Raw genomic sequence first — 25,193 nt, forward strand, 5'->3', positions numbered from 1 at the left:
AGGGTTAAGTAATAAAAGGACCGCGAGGTCCTTTTTGTTTGCTAAACTCCCCTTGATTATCGTCAGTGGTATGCTGAGTTAACTTTATTGAATGAATGTACTGAATTGAATGCTCAATTAAGTGCATAATGCTTGCAGTAAAACCTTCGGTTTTGTTTGCCTTCAGGGTGTTAAACGTTCCTTTGTGTAAAGGACTATGTGGCTAAGGATTTGTGAGTGAATACAGAATTTAGGGTAGAGGTTGCCTCTTGGTTAACCCAGCTAGGCATTGACAGTCAGCCAACGGATGGTGTGGCGACATCGGTATTAATTTTTGCCTGTTTGCTTATTGCAGGCATAGGTTATTACATTACTCATCGATTTGTGGTGCATGGACTTAATGCGGTTATTCGCCGTTCATCAGTCACCTGGGATGATATTTTTATGCGCTTTAATGTACTAGAACGCCTAGCGTTGTTAGTACCTGTTGTGCTGCTAGATGTGTTTATTCCAATTGTGCTGACATCACATGAGTTTGCCAGTGTCATTATTGACCGTTTACTCAGCTCATTGCTGGTGGTCTTTATAATACGGGCGATTTATAGCGCATTGAATGCCGGCGATGAAATTGCCGATGTTAATCATGTTAACCGTAGATTACCGGTTAAAAGCTTTGTTCAGCTAACCAAGTTATTCCTATTTTTTATAGGTTTAGTGGTCGTGTTTTCGATACTAGCCGACCAGTCGCCTATTTACTTTTTTAGCGGTTTAGGTGTCGCTACTGGTTTTATGATGTTGGTGTTTCGCGACACTATTTTGGGCTTTGTTGCCGGTATTCAGCTTGCGGCTAACCGCATGGTGAGCAAAGGCGACTGGATCCAAATGGATAAGTACGCCGCAGACGGTGCGGTAGAAGATGTAACATTAACGACCGTAAAAGTGCGCAATTGGGACAATACCATCACCATGATCCCTGCGTATGCTTTGGTGTCGGATGCTTTTAAAAACTGGCGGGGCATGTCTGAGTCAGGCGGGCGTCGTATTAAACGTTCAGTGAATATTGACGTTAACAGCATTAAATTTTTAACCGACGAAGAGCGTATTCGTTTAGGTAAAGTGAATTACCTAAAAGAGTATTTACCACAAATATTCAGTGAAATTAGTGCGGCCAATGCCAATATTAGCGATATTGATATGAAAGTTAACGGGCGCCATTTAACTAATATCGGTACTTTTAGGGCGTACTTACAAGAGTATTTGCGTCGTCATGACAAAATTCATAAAGACATGACCTTAATGGTGAGGCAACTCGCGCCAACCACCGAGGGTTTACCTATAGAGCTGTATATTTTTACTAATGATATCCGCTGGACGTATTACGAAGGGATTCAAGCTGATATTTTTGACCATGTTTTTGCAGTGTTGCCTGAGTTTGGTTTACGGGCATTTCAAACCCCAACCGGTAATGACATTCGCAGCATTAAACAATACTGCGAACAGCAATAGTCATTCGGTAAGGATGCGAGTTGTGGCTAAGTGTCGTAATAGACAAGGCGCTGTTTTACAGCGTCAGTTATTCCAACTGGGGCGCTTGTTAGTCTGTTGCGTGCTAGCCATTACCTGTGTCATCTTGCCTGTACAAGCCAATTGGCTCAGTGATATTCATCGTAGTATCAGTGGTGATGAAAAAGCGCCTAGCCTGAAGCCTCTTAGCCCTGCTGAGTTAGCTGACTACCCTGCAGATTATACCTATGAGCGCGTTATCGCGCCCAGCCATCAAGTGCCGGTATTTGTGTTGCAAGCCGGTCTTGAGCATCGCGACACTGTGGTGCTTATTCATGGCTTAGGTGACCTAGCATCTAAAGATTGGTTAACGGTAATTCCCACACTTGCTAAGCAATATCATGTGGTGGCTATCGATTTACCCGGATTTGGCTTATCTCAAGGGGCGGTATTTACTTACTCGCCGCAACAATACGCCAAAGTTATCGATTGGTTAATCGCTAAATATCGCCATGATGGCCAGGTTAATCTTGTGGGGCACTCTATGGGTGCTGCAGTCGGTGTGTTTTATGCCAGCCAATATCCTGGGCGTATCCAGCAATTGGTGTTGGTCGATGCGGCCGGTATTTTAGATCGTACCGCTTATATTAAGCGGATTTCGACCCGCGATAATGACCAGGCCGATTTACCTCAAAGAGTTAGACGAGTTTTGGCTCGAGTAGACAACCTTGCCGATAAGATATTGGAGAAATCCGGCACAGGTTTTGACCCAACACGGATTTTTAGTGGTGATTCGTCGCTACGTAATATGACCATTGGCGAGCAAACTAATGTTAATGCCGCACTAGCGTTGATGGAACAAAACTTCTCTGTGTTAAGTTATCAAGCGGTTCCGCCAACTCACATTATTTGGGGTGGTCAAGATAATGTCGCACCGCTGCGCACAGCTTATGCGTTGCAACATGTGTTGCCTTTGTCTCAATTGCATGTGATTAACGATGCTGGTCATGTGCCGATGAAATCTCATCCCCATGAATTTAATCAGTTGTTATTGGCTAGCCTTAACGCCACGATTGAACCTCGACAAGCTCGACCACAACACAACAGTGAACGAATGGGTCGCTGCTTCCAAGATGATCAGAGTCATTTTAGCGGTCAATATCAGCAGATAATATTGAACGATTGTAAGTTGGCGCGCTTTGATAATGTTGATGTGAAGCATCTATCCATAACGGACTCTATTGTCACCGTATCTGCAAGTCGTATTGGTACGGCCAATCACAGCATGCAAATCACTCGCAGTGTCATTAATGCTACAGACACTGAAATACTTGGCCAAATGCAAAGTGATCGTAGTCGTTTTGATTTTGCAGGGGTAACTTTTTACGGTGAGTCGCCAGTGTTTGTATCGCAAGCATCAACTCGACTTGTGCTATCACTCACAAGAATTATCACTCCAACCCAATCGACACGCCTGGGTGGAAGTTACGTATTAGCTGAGCAAAGCCTAGAAAGCGCGTTGTAAATCGTTTAGCGTCGTTCAGTGGGCGATTGTAATTGGTAAACGGGGATGTTTTTGGGGCGATAGCCAGTAATGGTGCGATAAAAATCCATCAATTGATTCATTTCTGCCTCAATATTGCCTGTTGGAGCTAGGGGCGGCGAGAGCACAATAGTTTTACGGCCAAAATCTAACCCTACTGGGACAATATCTACCTGTGCTTTAACTGCAATATGATAAAAACCGCTTTTCCAGCGAGTAACAGGGCTACGTGTGCCTTCTGGTGCCAGCGCTAACTTGTAGTTGGGATCTTGTTGAAACAACTGTGCAGCAGCATCGACGAGGTTATTATGTTTACGCCTATCAACAGGGCTGCCACCCATCGCACGAAATAGCCATCCCCAAGGTGCGATAAACAATTGGTGCTTGCCGAGGAAATGGATTTTTGTACCTAATGCGCTCCGGGCAATAATCCCAATAATAAAGTCCCAATTACTGGTATGAGGGCCAACTATCATTACGCACGGTTGAGCTTTATCGAACTGTCCTTCAAACGTCCACCCCAGCAGACGCAGTAATCTTACACACAAAGTGTTTAACATAGTGGAGTCCTAATCAGAGCGTTTACGCTTCTTGTTATTGTTTTTTAGATATGACGCACCAAATCGAGGCGTTTAGTGATTAAAGCATATAATTGGCCAATTGAGTATAAAGATGGTTGTAGCGGGCTGACTCAATAAGTTATGCCCGCAGCAATTTGCGATATAGGGGATGAGAGAGTTAGTGAGTGGTGGGCTTATCAAACTCTGCGATGCGCTTGGCTTCATCTAAAATGACTTGCTCTAATTCTGCTTCTGACTTCATTCGTTCAAAATCATATTTCATCCGTTGTTGTTTTGGCAAGGCTTTACGCGCGTCCATGATGGGATGATCTCGAATGATGTCATAGTGAACAAATAAGTTAGGAAAGTCACCAGCCACTTGTTCTGACATTGATAATGCATCAAACAGTTTACCAATACGCACAACGCCTTCAGAAAGTTCGCAGCGGTCTTCTAACATAGCCGCAGCAATATAACGGATGTCGGTAAGGATTTGCTGTCTACGCTCTTCAGCTTTGGCTTGACGCTCTGCTTGCGCTTTTTGGTTGGCCTCAGTGCGGCGCTTAAGGGTTAATAATAGGTGAGTGGCGTACGCAGCAAGGGCGATGATAATAAGTAATGCAATAATAATGGCGATTGTCGGCACAATTTATCCTTTTTTGAATACAAAACTGGCACTCACCTAGTCGATAGGGGATATACCCAATCGACTAGGTGTGCGCCAGTTTATTCCATTCAAATGAAAATCATTGAGTGGGTTAATCTTGTTTTTTGTAATCTTTAAGCAGATCTGCGCCTGACTCAAAACGGTTCAATAACTCATCATCTGTCAGTTGCTTTTTAGGGCTTGGCGCTGGTGCTTCACCGCCTTCAGTTAGTCCTAAACGTTGCATTAACTGCTCGATTTTGTCTAATTGAGCGTCTAACCACTTTTGATCGGCGTCAGACAGATCGCGACCTTCTTCTAGTTGGTCAAGCAACTGATTCAGTCTTGGATCTTCTTCTAGCTTCAGCAATTTTTGCTCGTCAGTTATTTTAGGCTGTTTAGGCTTAACCACTAACGGCTCAGTAATTGATGTTGGCAATGATAATGCAACAGGTTTTTTACTGCCATGACGTGCATCTTTTGTTACTGCTGCGCCACTGCCAGAAGCTTGTTTAAGTAACGCTTCGTTATGACGGCTGCCAGATTTACGGCCAGATTCTGATTTTTTACCATCGACCGCGTTGCGATCGGTTTTTTTTACTCTTGGGGCAAACTTAGGGCCGTTTTCGCCGCCTTTGCGAGTTTTTTTACTGCGAGCCATGATGTTCTCGTTAGGTTTTCTAAACACGTCCTTGCAGAGTAATTTCTCCAAGGCACTAAATAAGGATGCGCTTTATATCAGGTTTTGACGATTTTTGCATCAAAACCAGATCTTTTGCTGCAAATAATAGCTCAAAATCACTGTGAGAAGCTAAATATTCGAATGTTGTCTGCTGATAGAAGCTGACATGAGTGGGATTATTTTTATAATGCCACTTAGCAAACAGGGCTTTGTCTGTGAGTAAAGGAGTGCTAATGGCTAACCAGCCATTAGGCTTAATCAGTTGGCTTAATAATGTCCATTCGCGAATGGGATGCCTAAAGTGCTCAAACACTCGGTAACAACAAACAAAATCGTAGCTCTGACTTAACACAGACTGATCGGCTGCAAAGAATGGGTCGTATTGATTAACTTGATGACCGGCTTCGACAATACTCAGCTGACTTTTTTCATCTAATACTCTACCAAAGTTTAGGCCTTTTAAACTGCTTGTTTGTTGCTCGGCGATTTGCGCTAATAGGGGTAAAACAAATTGTGACAGTTGCTTTTGTTTAGAGGTTTTTTGTGCCCGAGCATAACGCTGACGTTCTAGGTTGGGCATAAGGTGTGAGTTTGGGCTAGCGAAGACTAAGTCGCATTGTGGACAAGCGTAAAAAGCTCTTTTTTTGTCTTGAACAAAAAAAATGGCTGAATGATGACACAGTGGGCATGGGCTCATTAACGACAGCAGCACCTTAGTAAACAGTATATATAGTGATAACAGTAAATTATGCCAATGTCCAAATTCTAATTTGGATTGGTATTATACCCGTCTCTCAGTGTTAGTGATCATGAATGAAATGGATATCGGACAAAAAATGCATAAAAAAAGGTGGCAGTAAACTGCCACCTCGTAAAACAGTGCTTATATGCACCTTATTCTGATTCCAAGTATCCGTACTTGCTATGTGACTATCCCGGTCAGATCTTAACTTTGGTTTTGCTGTCCGTGCTTTTTTAGTTGTTATTGGTCATCGCTGACGCTTTTTTATATTCTGTCGCCGTCCTGACTACAGCTTCCGTAGATGGTCTTCAATGACACATCATTATCCTCTTTGTCTTCTGTGACTATCAGTCAACCATCCTTGTTTTTGTGTACCTTCGAGCAAGCTTCTTAAGGATGCATCCTCAACAAAATGTTGGATTTGCGATTATTTGAATCATTCAAATAACACCAAAAGGGTTACTCTGTTGTGTAAGGCAGTGCTAAATAGCGAGTTGACCAGTCGGTCTGTTCCTTACAAATTTTACGACCTGGATTTCAAACTGAAATCGCGACTCATGTTATTAGTATTAGTGAGTGGCCTTAAATTATTATTGTTATGACTTTTCTTTATTCTTATATCTTAAATGTATCAGTCCGAAATCTGTTTGATGTTATTAAATTTATGGTCCAAACAGTTGGGTTTACCTCGGTACGGGGTGTATTTAACTCTAAAACCGTGAACTATGTCAAGTATTAATGCGATCAGTTGACGTAAACGTCAACCTAAGGGTAATAAAAATGAGCAATATATGCTCATTTTTATTATCTCGAACTCAATCTATTATTTCTTAATGCTTGAAATATATTTAGATAGTGCTTCGATATCTGCATCTGACAATTTTTTAGCAACATCTTGCATCATGCCATTTAAATCGTTGTTACGAGTACCGTCACGGAACTTAGTTAACTGGATCTTGATGTAGTTAGCATGTTGGCCGCCAATCATTGGGAAGCCTGCTGCAGCTGCACCACTACCATTTGGACCATGACATGCGATACAAGAGGTGATACCGCGGGCTGCATCGCCACCTTGGTATAGTTTCTCACCAGCCTCTGTGCCTTCAACCGCTGGATTAGTTGATTGAGTCTGGCTAGCGAAATATGCAGAAATATCCGCGATGTCAGTATCGCTTAATGCGATAGACATGCCGCCCATGATAGGGTCCATACGGCCTTCTTTGCCGCCAGTCTGCATGGCAGATCGGAATTCTGTTAATTGTTTTTCAAGGTATGCAGGGTGTTGGCCTGCAAGCTTTGGGTACATATCGATCATGCTGTTGCCGTCAACACCGTGACAGGCAGAACATACGATTACTTTAGTTTTGCCGGCTTCAGCATTACCTTCAGCCATAACAGGTGATGACATAGTGGCTACTACAGACAGCGCAAGAGCTAACTTTTTCATGGCGTTCCAACTTCTTGTTAATTTATTGTCCTGAGCTTACTAGGAAGACCCGCAAGCGTGGTAAAATGATTTCCCCAAGTGCTTTTGATGTAGTTTACGACGCTCGAGTACAACGAGATCAACTATGACTACTTCACAAATATCAGCATTGCTTGGGTATATAATGTGATCAGGGTAATATTTTACACGAAAACGTGCAAAAGTAAGCAATTGTTAAACATTTATGGTAATGCATTTACTGAAAGTAATTTAATTGGAGTGACTAGTGACCGAATCTCGTATCGATTTCCGTAAGGCAAAATTTTTAATCAGTGCGCCTGATATTGCGCATTTAGATCAGTATCTTCCTGGGGATATCGGGGTTGAGATTGCTTTTGCTGGACGCTCAAACGCAGGTAAATCAAGTGCATTGAATGCGCTTACAGAACAGAAAAGTTTAGCTCGTACCAGTAAAACCCCTGGTCGTACCCAGTTGATTAACGTTTTTGAGTTAGATGCTGATCGCCGTTTAGTGGATTTACCGGGTTATGGCTTTGCCCAAGTGCCATTAGCGCTTAAAAACAAATGGCAACAAGCCTTAGGCGAGTATTTACAAAAGCGTGCTTGTTTAAGTGGTGTGGTGGTATTGATGGATATTCGTCATCCGCTTAAAGATCTCGATAGGCAAATGATTGAGTGGGCAGTATTAAGTAATATTCCTGTATTAGCCTTGTTAACCAAGGCTGATAAATTGACTCAAAGCATTAAAATGAAAACAGTTAACGAAGTGCGTAAAGCATTAGCTGATTATGGTGACAAAGTACAAGTTGAACCGTTTTCGTCGTTAAAAGGCACTGGTAAGCCAAAGGTGTTAAGTATTTTGAATGACTGGTGTCATCCCGCATGGTTGCCTGAGCAGCAAGCATTGCGTGAACAAACAGAACAAGAATAGCTTTTGATATTAGGCTGGCATGTTTTGAATGAACCGACTTTATGTCGGTTTTTTTATGTAAAAATTATGATGAAGAAATTGAGGCAAAAAAAACCGACAACCAAATGGCTATCGGTACAAAAATTAGCTCTTTTGGGGAGAAGCTAAATTCAACAAGACTCAAGTGTCATCAACTCAATTTGACGACACTCAATGACCATAGAGTAACTGCTTTTTTTTCAAAGTTAAAGTATTTACTCTAAATATATTTTTAACCAAAAAAAAAACAAAAAAAAGCCCCAGCAACCTAAGTTGCTGGGGCGCCGAATTTGGCTAGTCACTATTTCTAGTGAAATAAAGGTTTGAAAGATTGAACATCTTAACCTCTGTACCCTACGACTGAAATAATAGCGCATTCGCCTTAAAATGAAAAACTGTTTTTCATAAAAAGATACAATAACTGTGAGTTCGGCCCCAAATAGTTGCTTGTTTGTTAATCAGATCGATAAGTTGTTATCTGTTTTATATTGATATGAATACAAGGTTAGTCATATTGATAGGTCATTTGACGCTTTAAATAATAATGCCGCATTGAGGTTATGCGGCATTATTATAGGTGAGTCAGCACTCGTAAGGAGATATGTAAATGTTAGCTTTAGTGGGCCTCGTCCCAGTTATCGCCTATTCCTGCCTCTGCAAGCAATGGCACATCAAGAGCTGCTGCCTGTGCCATTAGATCGCACACTTTGGTTTTAAGTGCGTCAGCTTTTGCTTCATCAACTTCAAATACCAATTCATCGTGTACCTGCATAATGAGGGTGATTTCACCTTGTGTGTCTTGATTAATCCACTGGTGAATCGCAATCATGGCTTTTTTGATGATATCAGCGGCGGTGCCTTGCATCGGCGCGTTAATGGCGGCGCGTTCTGCGGCTTGGCGACGCATTGCATTGCGGTCGTTAATTTCTGGTAGATATAAACGGCGACCAAAGAGTGTTGATACATAACCTTGCGCGGCGGCATCAGCACGTGTTTCTTCCATATACTTCAACACACCCGGATAGCGAGCAAAATAAGTGTCGATGTAGGTTTGTGCCTCGTTACGCGGAATATCTAATTGCTTAGCTAAACCAAACGCAGACATACCGTAAATTAAGCCAAAGTTAACGGCTTTAGCGCGGCGACGCTGTTCGGTGGTGACTTCTTCAAAGTGAACACCAAAGACTTCTGCAGCGGTGGCTCTATGGATATCTTTACCTGCAGCAAATGCGGTTAATAAGCCGTTGTCTTGAGATAAATGGGCCATAATACGTAATTCGATTTGCGAATAGTCGGCCGCTAAAATTTTACGACCAGCTGGAGCAATAAAGGCTTGGCGAATGCGGCGACCTTCTTCGGTACGAATAGGGATGTTTTGTAAGTTAGGCTCGCTTGACGACAAACGTCCGGTAGCGGCATTGGCTTGATGGTAGCTGGTATGAACGCGGCCGGTAGTGGCATTGACCATCAGTGGTAATTTATCTGTGTAGGTGCTTTTTAATTTAGCCAAGCTACGGTGCTCAAGAATAATTTTAGGCAGCGGATAGTCTAAGGCTAATTCAACTAACACTTCTTCTGAAGTTGAAGGGGCACCTTTTGGGGTTTTCTTTTTAACTGGGTAGTTAAGTTTTTCAAAGAAGAGCGTTTGCAGTTGCTTAGGCGATGCGAGGTTAAACTTCTCGCCGGCAATTTCGTAAGCTTTATTTTCAAGGTCGTCGAGTTTCTTGGCCAGTTCGCCACTTTGCTGACTCAGTAACATTGAGTCGATTAACACACCCTGGCGTTCAACGTCTGACAATACCTGAATTAACGGCAGTTCTAATTCGTTAAATACTGAGGCTAATGCTGATTCTTTTTCTAAACGAGGCCATAAGTGCTCATGTAAACGGAGCGTGATATCGGCATCTTCTGCGGCGTATGGCCCGGCAGTGTCTAGGTCTATTTGATTAAAGGTCAGCTGCTTGGCACCTTTACCTGCGACCTCCTCAAAGCTGATATTTTTATGGCCTAGATATTTGAGTGCCAAGCCATCCATGTCGTGGCGTGATGCAACCGAGTTAAACACGTAAGACTCAAGCATGGTGTCAAAGCGTACGCCACCAAGTTGAATGCCTGCATTGGCTAAAATACTCATGTCATATTTTAAGTTTTGACCGACTTTCTGTGGCGTTTTACCCTCTAAAATAGGACGCAGCTTTTCAAGCGTTGCGACTTTGTCGAGTTGTTGTGGGGCATTCGGGTAATCATGGGCTAATGGCAGATATGCAGCCTTGCCAGCCTGAATGGCAAAAGATAATCCCACAAGCTGGGCTTCCATGTAATTGAGACTGGTGGTTTCAGTATCAACGGCAATCAGTTCAGCTTTACTGAGTTCATCAATCCATTTGTCTAATGCTTCTTCGCTAAGAATGGTTTCATATTCTGTTTCGATAGCCGCAGAGACGGTAATTTCTTCGTCGGTATCTTGGCTGACGGTGCCTGTAGGTTGTTTGTTGTCTAGCACTTCTGCTAACCAACGCTTAAACTCCATTTCACCAAAACATTTGATTAATTCATCGCGATCTTGTGGCTTAACATTCAGCTCATGCCAGTCTTGCTCTAATTCGACATCAGTTTTGATGGTAGCAAGTTCATAAGATAGCTTAAGCATATCAGCGTTATCGATAATTTTAGCTGGCATGGTTTTGGCACCTCTAAAGCCCACTTCAACCACGCTTTGTGGATTAGCCAAAAGCTGTTCAACACTGCCTACGCCTGTCAGCATAGCTAATGCAGTTTTTTCACCGACACCAGGTAAGCCGGGAATATTATCGGCTTTGTCACCCATTAATGCTAAAAAATCAATAATGCGATCTGGGCCAACGCCAAATTTAGTTTTAACTTCTTCGGGGCCCATGATGGTATCTGTCATGGTGTTAATTAAGGTGACGTGTTCGTTGACTAACTGCGCCATGTCTTTATCGCCGGTGCTAATTAATGTGGCCCTGCCTTCTTTGCTCGCTTGCAAGGCTATGGTGCCAATCACATCGTCGGCCTCGACACCTGGAATACTGATCAGCGGCAAACCCATTGCATGGATAATGCGATATAACGGTTCGATTTGATGGCGCAGGTCATCTGGCATTGGTGGACGCTGTGCTTTGTATTCATCGTACATGTCATTACGAAAGGTTTTGCCTTTAGCGTCAAAAACAACAGCAATATGGCTCGGACTATAGCGGCTTAACAAACTACGCAGCATGTTTACAACGCCATAAACCGCACCCGTCGCTTCACCTTTTGAATTTGTTAAATGAGGCGGCGCATAATAGGCGCGATAAAGATAAGAAGAGCCATCTACGAGGACGAGCGGATTACTAGGAATTGTTGGCATAATGTGTTTTTCGTTTTATGTATTTTGCGAGACAGATAGGATGACATTATACCCACAGCACCTCAAGGTACTTGTGAGATTGTCACCAATTTATCTACTTGAGTGTGGATAAGCTCAAAGGTCCGACAAGCCGCGCGGTTGGTGAGTTTAGCTTATCTGATTAGGTGTAAGGATATTGAATTTTTGCCACGAAAAAAACCTCTCAGCCTGTGGATAAGTCTGTGAGTGGAATAATCAACGTTGCTGGATAGAATTTCTTACGACTTGAAGCGAAATTTGTATCTAGTTGAAATTTATATGTTATTTTTATTTTTGTGAGCTATTTATTAATTCCAATAAATATAACTAATTTGTGGACTTTTTTATTGATGTCAGTTAAGTCACAATGAATTTCAATGATGTTTTATGGCTAAAAAAAGCCCAACAGGAAAATTCGACGTTCTAAGTTAGCACGATTTTTAATCAGATCAACCGTTTTGTTGGAATTATGTTGTAATTTTTACATTGTTAATTAAAGCTCAATAAAAAGTGGAAGGTGGATAGCATGAAAAAGATAGCCGTGTTGCTCAGTGGCTGTGGTGTATTTGATGGTACTGAAGTCCATGAAGCCGTTTTAAGCTTGCTCGCGATAACGCGAGCGGGTGCTCAATATCAATGTTTTGCCCCAGATATAAATCAAATGCATGTGGTAAACCATTTAACGGGTGAGGTAAATACTGAAGAAACTCGCAACGTGCTGGTTGAATCAGCTCGTATTGCCCGTGGTGAAGTGCTCAATGCCAGCAATTTAGTGGTAAATGATTACGATGGGCTAGTTATCCCTGGAGGTTTTGGGGCGGCTAAAAACTTATCAAACTTTGCCACGACTGGTAGCAACTGCCATATAAACCCAATTGTGGAGAACTTTATTCGCGATTTTGCCAATGTCCGTAAGCCGGTTGGTTTTGTGTGTATTTCTCCGGTGATGATCCCACAGATTTACGGCCAAGGTGCGACAGGGACTATTGGTAACGACAACGACACTGCACAGGCGTTTAACGAAATGGGCGGTAAACATCAGTTCGCTAAGGTTGATGATATCGTGGTAGATGAAGAGCATAAAGTAGTGAGCACACCTGCATATATGTTGGCCACGTCGATATTAGAGGCTCATGTGGGAATAGAAAAACTGGTGAATAAAGTGATTGAGATGATGGATTAATCGTTGCCGATGTTGAAACAAAAACCACCGTTAAAGGTGGTTTTTGTTTAAGACTATTCGTTGTTGGACGACTGTTTACGACTATCAAAAAAAGCCTGAGCAAGGCCGACAAGTAAGCCTCCTATGTGAGCACCGTTGGCAATTGGCATACCGAGTATGTCTGTAAAGCCAAGCACCAACCACACCATCATAAAGCCCATATACGCTTGCGGTAAATGGATGCCACACTTGGGTTGTCTAACACCCATTAACCATGTGTACCCCACTACGGCATAAACCACGCCAGACAAGCCGCCAAAGTTTGGCCCAGTCATATAAAACTGCACTACACTGGGAATCGTGCCAGCAATCACTAATAAAAATAGCAGCGGCCTAACACCGAGACGGGTTTCAATTTTGCCACCTAAATACCACCACCACAGTAAATTAAAGATGATATGCATGGCAGAAAAGTGCATTAAGCTTGGGGTAAATAAACGCCATATTTGGTTGATATCACTTTGTGGGACGGCGCCAAAAAACGAGAGTTGAGTGTAAATCGCATCAGCAAAGCCTAGATTCATCCCTGCAAATACCGCGACGCAAGCAAAAAACGTAATGAGTGTAAGCGGGCCAGCACCAGTTAAAAATTGTTGCAGCAATCCTTTAGCGCCTGGGCCATAGTTAAATTGCGCCGTGGTGTCACCATTGTCCCATGAGGCTTGTAGATATTTACTGTCATAGGGATTGTTAGCAAATTGCTCGAGTTCAGCACGAGCTTGCAGTTCATCCGCTGGATTGCTAATGATTAGGCCAACACCTTGGGCATGTTGCACTGCATGGCATTGAATGTTTAACCCTTTAAGGTAATCAATAAATGCTTGTGCAGCACGAGCGTTAGGAAGTTGGCCTATTTCTATCATGAGTGGGCGAGGCTCCAGGCACTAAATCCACCATCAAGGCTGTATACATCATCAAAACCTTGTTCATTTAAATAGTTGGCAGCACTTTGACTACTCATGCCGTGATAGCACACAACTACAAGCGGCTTATCCATATCTGCAGCGGCAATATAGTGGGCTAAGTTTTCATTGGTCAAATTAACTGAGTGTTGAATATGGCCAGCAGCAAAGCTAGCTGCGTCACGAATATCAACAACCTGCACCTCGTTAGATGCCTCAGACATATGGATTAGCTCATTAACAGACAAGTGTTTAAAACCAGACATGGTATTACCTATAAAGTGTACGAATTGCGATTGTATGGAGGCCAGTTTGCAACAAGGGGTTGTATAAATACAACACCCTGAGAGTGCCGGTGATAATAATCTTGGGGGGTTAATCCCAGCTTAAAATCACTTTGCCAGATTGGCCTGAGCGCATTGCATCGAAGCCTTGCTGGAAATCATCCACATTAAAATGATGTGTAATGATTGGGGTTAAGTCTAAGCCTGATTGGATTAAGCTGGCCATTTTATACCAGGTTTCAAACATCTCACGGCCGTAAATGCCTTTGATGATTAAGCCTTTAAAAATGATTTTGCTCCAATCAATGGCCATCTCGCTACCAGGAATACCCAGCATGGCAATTTTGCCGCCATGGTTCATGGTGTCTAACATGGCGTGAAATGCTGACGGTACACCAGACATTTCTAAGCCCACATCAAAACCTTCGGTCATGCCGAGATCTTTCATCACATCTTTTAAGCTTTCTTTGGCTACGTTAACTGCGCGAGTTGCGCCCATTTTGCGGGCTAAATCTAAGCGATATTCGTTAACGTCAGTAATTACAACATGACGTGCACCTACATGTTTACACACGGCCGCTGCCATAATACCAATCGGGCCAGCACCGGTGATTAATACATCTTCGCCCACTAAATCAAATGACAACGCGGTATGGACGGCATTACCAAATGGGTCAAATATGGCGGCTAAGTCATCAGAGATATCTGCCGGAATTTTGAACGCATTAAAGGCTGGCAATACAAGGTATTCTGCAAAGGCACCATCACGGTTTACGCCTACGCCAGAGGTATTACGACATAAATGAGTACGACCACCACGGCAGTTTCGGCAATAACCACAAGTAATATGACCTTCGCCAGAGACACGGTCGCCAATGGCAAAGCCGCGCACTTCTTGGCCCATATCGACCACTTCGCCCACGTATTCATGGCCTGCAATCATAGGAACAGGAATGGTTTTTTGTGACCATTCGTCCCAGTTGTAGATATGCACGTCGGTGCCACAAATGGCGGTTTTTCTAATTTTGATCAATAGATCGTTATGACCCATTTCTGGTTTTGGTGCATCAACCATCCAGATGCCTTCTTCAGGCTTTAATTTGCTTAATGCTTTCATCTTAGTAACCTAGTATTCCCGAGCTTAATGATATGAGCGAGTTAGATAATACCCATTTCTTTACCAATGCGGGTAAAGGCGCCGATAGCATGATCGAGTTGCTCGCGAGTGTGTGCGGCAGACATTTGGGTGCGAATACGTGCTTGGCCTTTAGGTACCACAGGAAACGAGAAGCCAATGACGTAGATATGTTCAGCAAGCAATTTGTTTGAAAAGTCACTGGCCAGTTTAGCATCGCCAATCATGACTGGAATAATCGCATGGTCGGCGCCGCCTAAAGTAAAGCCCGCTGCAGACATTTGCTCACGGAAATAACGGCTGTTTTCCCATACTGCTTCACGTAAACCTTGGCCTGTTTTAAGCATTTCGAGTACGCGAATTGAGGCGCTAACGATTGATGGCGCTAATGAGTTTGAAAACAGGTAAGGGCGCGAGCGTTGGCGTAGCCATTCAACCACTTCTTTTTGGGCTGCGGTAAATCCACCTGACGCACCACCTAATGCTTTACCTAATGTACCGGTAATAATGTCTACACGGTCCATTACGTCGCAGTATTCATGGGTGCCTCGGCCGTTTTGACCAATAAAGCCAACGGCATGTGAGTCATCTACCATCACCAATGCGCCGTACTTATCGGCAAGATCGCACACACCCTTGAGGTTAGCGATAACGCCGTCCATTGAGAATACACCGTCGGTGGCAATCAAAATATTACGTGCGCCAGCGGCTTGAGCTGCAATTAATTGTGTTTCAAGATCAGCCATGTCGTTGTTGGCATAACGGAAACGTTTGGCTTTACATAAACGCACACCGTCAATGATTGAGGCGTGGTTTAACGCATCTGACACAATCGCGTCTTCGGCATCTAATAAGGTTTCGAATAAACCTGCGTTAGCGTCAAAACATGAAGAATAAAGAATGGTGTCTTCCATGCCTAAAAACTCACTCAAGCTCGCTTCTAATTGCTTGTGAGTGTCTTGAGTGCCGCAAATAAAACGCACAGATGCCATACCAAAACCGTGGCTGTCTAAGCCTGCTTTGGCTGCCTGAATAAGTTCTGGGTGATTGGCTAAACCTAAATAGTTGTTGGCGCAGAAGTTAATGACTTTTTCGTGGTTAACTTCAATGGCTGTCTGTTGGGCTGAAGCTATAATGCGTTCACTTTTATATAAACCATCAGCTTTAACGTCAGCTATTTGTTGATTAATACGGTCGTAGAAAGAGGTAGATGCCACCTGTGTTCTCCTAAATATGGTTATTATGCTTATCCAAATCACGCAGTAAAACACCGCTGTAATTGATAGGGTGTTTTGGAGTTGCTGGCATTCTAACCTTTATTTTTGCCGCTCTACAGCGTTTTTTTTAGTCGTCAGACCAACATGAATTAGATTAGGGGCTAGTCGTTATTCACATTAAAAAAACTAATATATAACATGTACGTTCAATGGATGTTGATTTGTGATACATAAAAATCCGCAAATACCTGAGCACAATTGTAGTCGGATATCTGCGGATTGAAAGACAGCGGTATACCTTTAAGTATGCCATTACCGCGTCAGCTTTTGATTACGCGGCTTGATGTCGCTCCTGACTGGCGATGTCGAGGTAATGTTGCTCTAATCGGCTAAAGGTTGCCGACGATGCCGGTGTTTCATAAGCCTGGAATATCATCAACACCCGTAACAGGCCATCATACAAAGTGGCTTTAGTGATGCTAGATGTGCTCGATTGGGTCAACTGATAACTAATCCAAAAGCTGACCATCATTTTTATGGTATCAGCCAGGGCGGTCACTTTGTTGTCATCAACATCAAGAAAGCCATCTTTTTTCAGCTTACGCAAAATATCACTTGAGCGAGTGAGCACTTGTTGTTGGGCGTGTAAGTAGCGTTTTTTAAGTGTTTCGTCACGACTTAAAATATCGGCTAAGTTGGCATACATAAAGCGGAACTGCCATAAGGTATAAAACATGGCATCAAAGTAACCCATTAATAATTCGATGGTAATGGGTTCATCATCATAAGGCTTAAAGCCTGACTCTAAGTGATTCTCGTATTGGGCAAAAATCGAATTGATAATGTCTTCTTTATTGCGAAAGTGATAATACAAGTTTCCCGGACTTATGCCGAGATGAGCGGCGATATGATTGGTGGTAATACTACGTTCACCGTGTTCGTTAAACAGTTCTAAACTGGCAAAAACGATCTTGTCGCGGGTTTTCATATGATTTCCATATTCATTTTTAGCTTAGGATATTGGCTTATACAGCGATAACATTTCATTAAGCCGACTCAATATGATTATGTTAACATTGTGTTTATCTGACAAGCAAAAATCGATGACTCTTCTTCCATGAACCGTACCCTATATTCTTTATTTTTGTATCTTTTATTGCCTCTGGTCGTAATATATTTGGTTTTTAGAGCGATAAAGAGCCCTGATTACCGTCGTCGTTGGTCTGAGCGTTTTGGTTTTGCAAAATTAAAGCCTACCGATGTATTGATCCACTGTGTATCGATGGGTGAAACTCTTGCCGCTGTGCCGTTGATAAAACAACTTATAGCTCAGCATCCACACTTTGCATTTACTGTCACCACGACCAGTCCAACCGGCTCCGCTGAGGTCATAAAAGCATTGGGCGATAAGGTGCAGCATTGTTATCTGCCTTTTGACTTTGCCTATGCGGTTAAACATTTTTTACGCCAAACACAGCCCAAGCATTTCATCATTATGGAAACGGAGTTGTGGCCAAACTTGCTGCATTTTGCCAATCAACAGGGGGCAACAATAGTGCTTGCCAATGCTCGCTTGTCGCAAAAGTCCGCTGACAAATATGCCAAAAAACGCCGTTTATCGACGCCGATGCTAAAACTACTCGCATTGGTATTAGTGCAAACTCAAGCCGAGGCTGAACGTTTTATTGCCTTAGGCGTTGACCCGCAAAATCTTAAAGTCTGTGGCAGCCTTAAATTTGATCTCACTATCGACCCCGATAAAAAACAACAGGCGTTGCAAATGCGCGGTCAATGGCAACGAAGCGGCACTCCCATTTGGGTTGCTGGCAGTGTTCACCCTGGCGAGTTTGCTACGATATTAGCGGCGCATAAGCAGCTGTTAGTGAGCTTTCCTAATGCATTATTGATTATGGCACCTCGTCATCCAGAACAATTTAACTTAGCGGCCATAACCGTGACTCAAGCTGGGCTGAATTTAGCCAGACGCAGTATGAATGATGAGGTCAACCTTGATACTCAGGTGTTGTTAGGTGACACCATGGGTGAGTTATTGATGCTCTATGGTGCTGCTGACCTTGCTTTTGTTGGCGGTACCTTGATTGAGGGTGGTGGCCACAACCCTTTAGAACCCGCAGCCATGGGATTACCGGTTTTTGTTGGCCCTAATCATTGGAACTTTGCTGAAATTACCGAGTTACTTGCCAATGCTGGTGGATTGCAGTGTGTTGCCGGTGCTGAGGAGCTTGCTGAGTTTTTAGCAGCTAAGTGGCGTAACCCTGCTGAGTATCAACAAGCATCAGATGCCGCATTAGCCGTGGTAAGCCAAAACCGTGGTGCGTTAACGAAGCAATTTTCGTTTATTGATTCGCTGATGGCGTAACCTACTTAACCTCAACTCTGGTTAAGAGATGAATAAATGACGTTGATTCTAGTAATAATTCCATAAGATACATTCAAACTTGTAATTTGCGCTGATAACTAGGCAAACTTACGCGTCAATAGCGAGTCTATTGCAAGTAAATTTAACAACGTTATCGGTGCAAAGAACTGTTTGAAATATATTTTTTATCCAGAGTTGAGATTACTTATATTGCGTTTACGCTTCGATAACCCTCAATTAACTGCTGCCAACATTGCTGTGAAAACGCAAGGCTTGGCAGTTTTGTTTGTTCTTTATTAAACGAACGTAATAACCTGTCTAGATTGGCTTGTTGCCAACCGTTATCTGGTTGACGTATCTCGCCGCGGTCAAAGTCGATTAAATAAAAACGCTCGTGGGCTAATAAAATATTTTTGGCATTAAGGTCGGCATGATACACGCCACGTAGGTGAAATTTAGCAATCGTTTGACCAAGTGCATACCATTGTTGCTCATCAATAGGTTGTTGGCTTAAATAAGCGACCAAATCTTTTGCGTCTGCGACATGTTCAATAATAATGTCGGCGTTGTAGCATAAACCTGAACGTGCAACATGGGCTGCAATGGGCCTAGGTACCGCAAAGCCCTCTTGGTAAAGGGTTTCTAATATCGCTAATTCCGCCATTGCACGGGTTTGCTTAAGGCCGGTGTATAGATAACTGTCGCGGTTAAATTTACCTACCAATCCGCCGCGCCAATAATGGCGTAACACCCAGGTTTGCGCTGAGTCTGTTTTAACAAACCAGGTGGTATAGCGACCTTTAGACTGGCCTACAACTGCGGCTTTGGTTTGCCATACATCCACAGAGAAATCTTGCGGTGTTAGAGTAGCTGCACTGGGTTCGCACCAGGCGATATGGCCTTGCTGGGTAGTTTTTATTTGCATCTAATTATCAAATAGCACGGGCTTGATTGTGGATCGAAATAACATTATACCTTAAGATCACTCACTTGCATTCCTTCCATCTTTTTCACTGACGCATATTGGATATTCAATGAAAGCTGACTTTAGTTCGATACGTTCATTATGTTTACTGCGTTTGTCCGCCATTGGCGATGTGTGTCACGCGGTGGCGATGGTTCAAGCTATTCAAAAGCATTATCCAGATTTAGCTATCACATGGGTGATCGGCAAAGTTGAGTATCAATTACTTAAGCATTTACCCGGCATTAAGTTTGTTATTTTCGATAAATCTAAAGGCTGGCGCAGTTATGCTCAGCTACGTAGTGATTTAAAAGGCCAACATTTTGATGTGTTGTTGCATATGCAAGTGGCATTGCGAGCGACAATAGCGTCATTGATGATTAAGGCGCGTATTAGAGTCGGATTTGATAAAGCGCGAGCCAAAGAAGGTCAATGGTTGGTGACCAATCATGCTGTTGAGCCTATCGCTGAGCCACATGTGTTAGATGGCTTTATGGGCTTCGCAAAAGCCATTGGTGTGACGGATTTAACCCCACATTGGCATATTCCTGTGCCACAAGTCGATACTGACTTTGCGACTCAGCTTATAGGTGACGATAAGGTGTTAGTGATTTGTGCTGCTGCCAGCAAAGCGGAGCGCAACTGGTTACCTGAGCGTTATGCTGTAGTAGCCGATTACGCAATATCGCAAGGCTATAAGGTGATGTTATGTGGTGGGCCTACCGCGCTTGAGAAAAATTTAGCTGATGTTATTCAATCTCATAGTCAGCACACCTTTGATAATCAAGTGGGTAAAACAACCTTAACCCAATTATTAGCTGTGTTAAAACAAGCAAGCTTGGTGCTAGCTCCTGATACCGGCCCATTACACATGGCGGTCACTCAAGGAACACCTGTAATTGGTTTATATGCTCATTCTAACCCTGGTCGCACAGGGCCTTATCACTCTCGCCAATACACTGTGAGTGTTTACCCACAAGTTATCGCCAAGCAGTTTTCTGCTGAGGTGAAATGGGGGACTCGCGCTAAAGGTGAACATTTAATGGCGATGATAGAAACAGAGGCTGTAATACGGAGCATGAAAAAGTTAATGGATTCGCAGGAACTAAAAGATAACTAATTTTGTGTTTGCTCAGACACTACTCGTTTACGCCTCATGAGTTGCAAACGAGTAATGCTTATTGTCTTAGGTTAATTTATTTTTCAACTAGCTTAGGTGTAATGTTGAGCTTTTGCTTTAGCACGGTTGAGCTTACATTAGGTGTGTAGTCAAAATAGACCATCTCACAGCTCACTTTAGGGTATTTTCCTTTCCAATCAGAACCCACCGAGATCGCATCGATTTGATATTCATCTACGACTTTTTGTTTGTCTTTGTCAATTTGAGGGATCACTTCGTCAACGTATCGATTCGCTTCTAAAATCGAAATACGCTCTTCAAATGGAATAATAGGTGGCCTTCCCTTAGATTGTATAATCACTTCATCAGTCGACACTCCTACAATCAGGTAATCGCATAATGCCTTAGTGTTTTTTAATATATTTAAATGCCCCTGATGAAAGATATCAAAACAACCTGATGTATACATGCGGCGATACATTTTGTTTGATGTGGGTTTATTTGAAGACTCTAGTGCTGCAAAGTCACTTTTTAGGGTTTTTAATAGTTCCGCTTTAAAGATAGCGTCGAGCTGTAACTCATCAACTAAGCTTGGTGCTTTTGGCCATTGATTGTCGCTAAATTCTTTACCGCAAAATTCAGTAGCAAATTCGTATCGCGGGATAATATGAAAATGCACCGCAGGATCAACCATCATCAACATAAGGTAGTTGACTTTGTGGCAGTCAAACCTGTGATTTAACACACTCTCTACATCGGAAATGATTTGTTTTTGTTCATTCGCCGCTTCGGTTGAAATGCCTGAGTATTGGTGGACATTTTCTTTACACACTAACACCATTGAACCAAGAGTAGGTTGGTCAGGTCTGAGTAACAAATACCAGTGTTGATATGACTTAATTAAGCTTTGTGGGTAATCAAATTTTCGTAAAGTAGATTGTGGCATGATAGGGCTTTATTGTTCAAAAATTTGCTTATATCTTAAGTTATCAGAATCTATGAGTCTATCTCAGCAAGGAGATCTAAGCGCTTTCGTGGGATTTTATCGTTTATGACGATTTTAAGATGGCGTCACCAGTGACTTTAACAGAGATAACAATTTGTTGTTATAATCAATTTTTTAGCTGTACCACCTCAGCTATTTTCCGATCTATCAAAGATTAAGAGAGTATTATGTTTATCGTTTTCGATACATTAAATGTGTACTACATTCCGCAGTACATGCCAGTTATTCAAGAGTTAACGCTTCGGGGACACACAGTAAAATTAGTGTGTTATAGCAGTAAAAATGACCAAGAAGCTCTGGCTAAAACATTTGATGATGTTGGAGTCGAGTGTCTTTGGGTCACTGATACTCAAGAAGCTGAACAAGTCTATTTAACGATAAAACCGGATTGGATATTTTTTGGTAATCAATTTCCTCATCTCGATTCCGTACATCAATATTCTAAAACGGCGCAATTAGGGCACGGTGTAGGGCCTAAGCCTTCGTACTATCATAAATCTATTACGCCAATGACAGTGAGGTTTATAGAAGGCTCGCTGCGGCTAGCAAAAATCAAACAATATTATCCAAATGATAATTTTGTAGAAGTGGGCTTTTGTAAGCTTGACCCGTTATTTAAACATCAAGATTTGGGCTTAGATTTAACCGCTTTAGGCTTAGATACCAGCAAAAAAACCATCTTATACGCGCCGACGTTTAATCCAAGCTCTTTAGAGTGTTTTCCTGATAATTGGCCCGATGATTTTAAAGAATATAACATCTTAATTAAGCCTCACTCATTAACTCAAGTGAGGAAGCAGTATGCAAATCAACGGGCTAAATTGGCTAAATGGTCAACATATCCAAACGTTTATGTCGCCAATGAAAACGACATATCTTTACTCCCTTTTATTCAACATGCAGACATTTTGTTGAGTGAGGCGTCGAGTACATTGTTTGAGTTTGCTGCAGTAGATAGACCTGTGATTGTGTGTAACTTTTTCAAATTGAAATGGTCTTATAGAGGTATCTTCAAGTATCGTTTTGAGCAGCGTTTTGGTAAAGATAATGTGCTGTATAGTGATATTGGCCTTCATGTGGACAAATATAAGTCCTTAATCAAAGCCATTCCAGAGCAGTTAGCTAATCCACAAGCGTACCAAGCCAATAGACAGCGATATACACAGGAGCATGTCGGGCCTACCGATGGCTTAGCATCGGTGAGAATCGTGGATTATATTGAGGCATACGATAAGGCTTAAGTGTTGCAAGTCATCGGGTGATTAACAAAAGATATAAAAAAGGCAGAACGTAAAAGTTCTGCCTTTTTTTATTGTGAGTGTAAACGTTGGTTATTTCACTGTGCTAGGTTTATTCAACCAAGGCGCTCGTGCATCTGTACCACCATAAAGCTCAAACTTGCGACCGAGTTTCTGACCGCCATCTCGTGTTAATGGTTGCCATGCTAGGCTGCCACGGTTTGATACTGGCGTGGGTAAAATTGCATCGAAAGGAATTGAAATATAGAACCCTTTGGTAAAGCTACCTTCACCAAACTCTTCTGCCGATAAATCGGTTTTCGATGCAAATGCCCCCACTATAACGCCGCTGTCAAACTGCTTAGAAAAGTCCACGGTAAAACCACGGTCTTCGGCTAAATACTGGCCATAACTGACTTTAAATAATACATCTTCAAACCAGTTTGGTTGGTAATAGACACTTGCATGACCAGTAAATGCGCCGGTTTGAGCACGATAGTAACTCCCTGAGTCGGCATCATAGTTAATTTCATTTTCGAAAAAACCGAGTATGTTGTCAGGATCGCGCTGTTTGACATAGTTTGCGTCAATACCAAAAGCCCACTCGCTGTCTAATGGGCGATAAAGTACCTCAGCCCCCACACCGCCAAACATCATTTCGAGATAACCGGCATATGCCTGAGCGTAAATATTCTCACTTAACTTATCTAGCCAAGTTAGTTGCAAGTTATCCACTCGTACAGGTGTGTCTGATACATATTGTCTGACTAAGGTTCTAACACGCTTAAGGTCCGTACCATCGGGCGGCGTTTCGTATTTAAACTCATCATAGTTATCGAATAAATTGATATAAATAGAGCTGCTGATTTCAATATTGTCGGTAAGCCAACGGCTTGCTGAACCATTGATGCCAAAATTAAACAGATAGAAGTTTTCTGATCCACCAAACGACTGAGCTAATTTCGGTGCAAAACCATAATTCCATTGTTCAGGTGTTTCCCAATCAGCCATTTCGGTAGGCATTACAGGTTCTACAATGGTGGTGCTGTCTTCAATATTAGCGCCAATATATTCATGTTGTACCGCACTTTTGAATTGCTTAGCATCAATATGAGTTTCGGTGGTCGGTAGATGACCCACTTGTTCAATGATCGTGAAGGTACTCGCTTGAGGAAATTGATTGGCTAAAATCCGCCCAGCGCGATCGTGCGCATATTTTCGGTCGCGGTACTTGGTTTGGGTCGCCACAACAGTGATTTCATCATTTTTGATGTAAATCTTTGCCCCTTTGTAGCCCGCATCAAAGGCTAATTGCTTATTGAGTTCAGGTAAATCAACTTTACGGTCAGCAAGGTCCGGCTTGTCTTCAATGGTTTGCTTTGGCTTTTCGCGCCAATCTGATTTTAACTCATTGAAGTTTGTTGATAAGCTAAACCCTAGTGTGACGGTATTGCCACGTTCGTAACTGAGTCTAAAATCGCCCCAATTACTGACTCGATACAATAAACCGAAATTAAAAGGACTGCTTTGTGTTAACTCATTACCAGTGCGCAGTGCGGCAAAATCAGATTGATAGTCGTTACCATCATATTCTACTTTTAAGCGTAATGGTGCCCAGGGTGTTTGGTATTCAATACCAGCAAAAATGGCACTACAGCCTTTAAACCAACGCTCAACATCAACATCGCCACCCGTACCTTTATAACCAGTTTCTCGATTACAATCTACTGATGCTGCTTTGTCTGAGTCACTAAAATTACCGCGATTACCTATGTAACCCCATGCAAATCCAACCGTGGCATCAAATGGGCCAAAACCTTTGGTCATGGCGATATATTCGCTATCAAATAAGCCTGTTCCGCCAATATCTCTTACGCCGATAGAGGTTTCTGGGATCCAATAGCTTTCTTCCAATAAGCGTAATTTAACGTCGATACCTTTATCTGTGTAATAGGTATCACCACTGAAGCTTGGGTCATTACTGTAGAGTACGTCAGGGACTTGAGTGTAGCGTATGGTGGTTTCTAGCCATGGGAATAATTGCAACGACATTGCAGCGTGGTAATAATCTTCATTGAAGGTTGCACTGACATTATATTCACCTTCAGGCGCCATTCGGCCCGTCGGCATTTGAATGAGACCCACACCACCAAAATCATATTGTGAAGGTGTCAGCTTTGGCGTTGATAGTTCATCGCTGTGCGCTGCAGCGCTGATAGCAATTCCGCTTACCATGAATGAAATGGCAAAAACAGAAAAGGCAGTTTGTTTTGCTTGATTCAT

21 protein-coding genes are annotated in these 25,193 nt (G+C 42.6%); 7 read left to right on the forward strand and 14 right to left on the reverse strand.

What is annotated here, in order from left to right; genetic code table 11:
- Positions 1-216: 216 nt before the first annotated feature.
- Both IEY42_RS11025 and IEY42_RS11030 read left to right on the forward strand, forming a co-directional pair.
- On the forward strand, positions 217-1,485 hold the full coding sequence (locus tag IEY42_RS11025; RefSeq protein ID WP_188925278.1) for a mechanosensitive ion channel family protein: 1,269 nt from the start codon (positions 217-219) through the stop codon (positions 1,483-1,485).
- 22 nt (positions 1,486-1,507) lie between these two features.
- On the forward strand, positions 1,508-3,007 hold the full coding sequence (locus tag IEY42_RS11030) for an alpha/beta fold hydrolase (protein ID WP_188925279.1): 1,500 nt from the start codon (positions 1,508-1,510) through the stop codon (positions 3,005-3,007).
- Positions 3,008-3,012: 5 nt separating this feature from the next.
- On the opposite strand, the gene IEY42_RS11035 is transcribed toward IEY42_RS11030, so the two are convergent.
- The 5 genes from IEY42_RS11035 to IEY42_RS11055 form a co-directional block, all read right to left on the reverse strand.
- Complete coding sequence (locus IEY42_RS11035; protein ID WP_188925280.1) at positions 3,013-3,585, reverse strand: lysophospholipid acyltransferase family protein; 573 nt, start codon at positions 3,583-3,585, stop codon at positions 3,013-3,015.
- 178 nt (positions 3,586-3,763) lie between these two features.
- Entirely contained in the window at positions 3,764-4,231 is a 468-nt protein-coding gene (locus tag IEY42_RS11040; RefSeq protein ID WP_188925281.1) for a DUF2489 domain-containing protein, read from the reverse strand.
- Positions 4,232-4,343: 112 nt separating this feature from the next.
- Positions 4,344-4,892, reverse strand: a complete 549-nt coding sequence (yihI, locus tag IEY42_RS11045) for a Der GTPase-activating protein YihI (RefSeq protein WP_188925282.1) — start codon at positions 4,890-4,892, stop codon at positions 4,344-4,346.
- 55 nt (positions 4,893-4,947) lie between these two features.
- Complete coding sequence (locus IEY42_RS11050) at positions 4,948-5,610, reverse strand: class I SAM-dependent methyltransferase (protein WP_188925283.1); 663 nt, start codon at positions 5,608-5,610, stop codon at positions 4,948-4,950.
- 868 nt (positions 5,611-6,478) lie between these two features.
- Positions 6,479-7,102: a c-type cytochrome gene (locus tag IEY42_RS11055; RefSeq protein WP_188925284.1), complete on the reverse strand. Its 624-nt coding sequence runs from the start codon at positions 7,100-7,102 to the stop codon at positions 6,479-6,481.
- Between the two features lie 265 nt (positions 7,103-7,367).
- Here IEY42_RS11055 and yihA point away from each other — a divergent pair, with 265 nt between their 5' ends.
- Positions 7,368-8,033: a ribosome biogenesis GTP-binding protein YihA/YsxC gene (yihA, locus tag IEY42_RS11060; RefSeq protein WP_188925285.1), complete on the forward strand. Its 666-nt coding sequence runs from the start codon at positions 7,368-7,370 to the stop codon at positions 8,031-8,033.
- Between the two features lie 634 nt (positions 8,034-8,667).
- Here yihA and polA read toward each other — a convergent pair.
- On the reverse strand, positions 8,668-11,424 hold the full coding sequence (gene polA, locus IEY42_RS11065; RefSeq protein ID WP_188925286.1) for a DNA polymerase I: 2,757 nt from the start codon (positions 11,422-11,424) through the stop codon (positions 8,668-8,670).
- 544 nt (positions 11,425-11,968) lie between these two features.
- On the opposite strand from polA, the gene elbB reads away from it, so the two are divergent.
- Entirely contained in the window at positions 11,969-12,625 is a 657-nt protein-coding gene (gene elbB / locus IEY42_RS11070) for an isoprenoid biosynthesis glyoxalase ElbB (RefSeq protein ID WP_188925287.1), read from the forward strand.
- Between the two features lie 53 nt (positions 12,626-12,678).
- On the opposite strand, the gene glpG is transcribed toward elbB, so the two are convergent.
- The 5 genes from glpG to IEY42_RS11095 all read right to left on the reverse strand — a co-directional run bounded on the left by glpG (position 12,679) and on the right by IEY42_RS11095 (position 17,190).
- Positions 12,679-13,527 carry a rhomboid family intramembrane serine protease GlpG gene (glpG, locus tag IEY42_RS11075; RefSeq protein WP_188925288.1) on the reverse strand — a complete coding sequence of 283 codons (849 nt, stop codon included), beginning with the start codon at positions 13,525-13,527 and terminating at the stop codon, positions 12,679-12,681.
- Positions 13,524-13,832: a thiosulfate sulfurtransferase GlpE gene (glpE, locus tag IEY42_RS11080; protein ID WP_188925289.1), complete on the reverse strand. Its 309-nt coding sequence runs from the start codon at positions 13,830-13,832 to the stop codon at positions 13,524-13,526. The genes glpG and glpE overlap by 4 nt, the downstream gene beginning before the upstream one ends.
- A 109-nt stretch (positions 13,833-13,941) precedes the next feature.
- A complete protein-coding gene (gene tdh, locus IEY42_RS11085; protein ID WP_188925290.1) occupies positions 13,942-14,967 on the reverse strand; it encodes an L-threonine 3-dehydrogenase in 1,026 nt (341 codons plus the stop codon).
- 41 nt (positions 14,968-15,008) lie between these two features.
- Entirely contained in the window at positions 15,009-16,202 is a 1,194-nt protein-coding gene (locus IEY42_RS11090; RefSeq protein WP_188925291.1) for a glycine C-acetyltransferase, read from the reverse strand.
- 331 nt (positions 16,203-16,533) lie between these two features.
- A complete protein-coding gene (locus IEY42_RS11095; RefSeq protein ID WP_188925292.1) occupies positions 16,534-17,190 on the reverse strand; it encodes a TetR/AcrR family transcriptional regulator in 657 nt (218 codons plus the stop codon).
- Between the two features lie 129 nt (positions 17,191-17,319).
- Between IEY42_RS11095 and waaA the strand changes: the two genes are divergently transcribed.
- Positions 17,320-18,582, forward strand: a complete 1,263-nt coding sequence (gene waaA / locus IEY42_RS11100) for a lipid IV(A) 3-deoxy-D-manno-octulosonic acid transferase (RefSeq protein WP_188925293.1) — start codon at positions 17,320-17,322, stop codon at positions 18,580-18,582.
- 205 nt (positions 18,583-18,787) lie between these two features.
- Here the strand turns inward: waaA and IEY42_RS11105 are convergent, their stop codons facing one another.
- On the reverse strand, positions 18,788-19,507 hold the full coding sequence (locus IEY42_RS11105) for a 3-deoxy-D-manno-octulosonic acid kinase (RefSeq protein ID WP_188925294.1): 720 nt from the start codon (positions 19,505-19,507) through the stop codon (positions 18,788-18,790).
- A gap of 109 nt (positions 19,508-19,616) precedes the next feature.
- Between IEY42_RS11105 and IEY42_RS11110 the strand changes: the two genes are divergently transcribed.
- A complete protein-coding gene (locus IEY42_RS11110; RefSeq protein WP_188925295.1) occupies positions 19,617-20,666 on the forward strand; it encodes a glycosyltransferase family 9 protein in 1,050 nt (349 codons plus the stop codon).
- Between the two features lie 76 nt (positions 20,667-20,742).
- Here the strand turns inward: IEY42_RS11110 and IEY42_RS22370 are convergent, their stop codons facing one another.
- Positions 20,743-21,612: an adenylyltransferase/cytidyltransferase family protein gene (locus IEY42_RS22370; protein WP_229780019.1), complete on the reverse strand. Its 870-nt coding sequence runs from the start codon at positions 21,610-21,612 to the stop codon at positions 20,743-20,745.
- 227 nt (positions 21,613-21,839) lie between these two features.
- Here IEY42_RS22370 and IEY42_RS11120 point away from each other — a divergent pair, with 227 nt between their 5' ends.
- The gene (locus IEY42_RS11120) at positions 21,840-22,913 is read left to right on the forward strand and encodes a CDP-glycerol glycerophosphotransferase family protein (protein WP_188925296.1); all 1,074 of its coding nucleotides are present in this window, start codon (positions 21,840-21,842) and stop codon (positions 22,911-22,913) included.
- A gap of 90 nt (positions 22,914-23,003) precedes the next feature.
- Here IEY42_RS11120 and IEY42_RS11125 read toward each other — a convergent pair whose 3' ends face one another.
- Complete coding sequence (locus tag IEY42_RS11125) at positions 23,004-25,193, reverse strand: YjbH domain-containing protein (protein ID WP_188925297.1); 2,190 nt, start codon at positions 25,191-25,193, stop codon at positions 23,004-23,006.

Source organism: Shewanella algicola, assembly GCF_014648035.1.
GTDB classification, from domain to species: Bacteria; Pseudomonadota; Gammaproteobacteria; order Enterobacterales; family Shewanellaceae; genus Shewanella; species Shewanella algicola.

What these genes read in the sequence shown, in the direction of transcription:
- IEY42_RS11035 (WP_188925280.1), bottom strand. Translation starts at nt 3,585, where the DNA reads ATGTTAAACACTTTGTGTGTAAGATTACTGCGTCTGCTGGGGTGGACG.
- yihI (WP_188925282.1), bottom strand. Translation starts at nt 4,892, where the DNA reads ATGGCTCGCAGTAAAAAAACTCGCAAAGGCGGCGAAAACGGCCCTAAG.
- IEY42_RS11050 (WP_188925283.1), bottom strand. Translation starts at nt 5,610, where the DNA reads ATGAGCCCATGCCCACTGTGTCATCATTCAGCCATTTTTTTTGTTCAA.
- IEY42_RS11055 (WP_188925284.1), bottom strand. Translation starts at nt 7,102, where the DNA reads ATGAAAAAGTTAGCTCTTGCGCTGTCTGTAGTAGCCACTATGTCATCA.
- polA (WP_188925286.1), bottom strand. Translation starts at nt 11,424, where the DNA reads ATGCCAACAATTCCTAGTAATCCGCTCGTCCTCGTAGATGGCTCTTCT.
- elbB (WP_188925287.1), top strand. Translation starts at nt 11,969, where the DNA reads ATGAAAAAGATAGCCGTGTTGCTCAGTGGCTGTGGTGTATTTGATGGT.
- glpG (WP_188925288.1), bottom strand. Translation starts at nt 13,527, where the DNA reads ATGATAGAAATAGGCCAACTTCCTAACGCTCGTGCTGCACAAGCATTT.
- glpE (WP_188925289.1), bottom strand. Translation starts at nt 13,832, where the DNA reads ATGTCTGGTTTTAAACACTTGTCTGTTAATGAGCTAATCCATATGTCT.
- tdh (WP_188925290.1), bottom strand. Translation starts at nt 14,967, where the DNA reads ATGAAAGCATTAAGCAAATTAAAGCCTGAAGAAGGCATCTGGATGGTT.
- IEY42_RS11095 (WP_188925292.1), bottom strand. Translation starts at nt 17,190, where the DNA reads ATGAAAACCCGCGACAAGATCGTTTTTGCCAGTTTAGAACTGTTTAAC.
- waaA (WP_188925293.1), top strand. Translation starts at nt 17,320, where the DNA reads ATGAACCGTACCCTATATTCTTTATTTTTGTATCTTTTATTGCCTCTG.
- IEY42_RS11105 (WP_188925294.1), bottom strand. Translation starts at nt 19,507, where the DNA reads ATGCAAATAAAAACTACCCAGCAAGGCCATATCGCCTGGTGCGAACCC.
- IEY42_RS11110 (WP_188925295.1), top strand. Translation starts at nt 19,617, where the DNA reads ATGAAAGCTGACTTTAGTTCGATACGTTCATTATGTTTACTGCGTTTG.
- IEY42_RS22370 (WP_229780019.1), bottom strand. Translation starts at nt 21,612, where the DNA reads ATGCCACAATCTACTTTACGAAAATTTGATTACCCACAAAGCTTAATT.
- IEY42_RS11120 (WP_188925296.1), top strand. Translation starts at nt 21,840, where the DNA reads ATGTTTATCGTTTTCGATACATTAAATGTGTACTACATTCCGCAGTAC.
- IEY42_RS11125 (WP_188925297.1), bottom strand. Translation starts at nt 25,193, where the DNA reads ATGAATCAAGCAAAACAAACTGCCTTTTCTGTTTTTGCCATTTCATTC.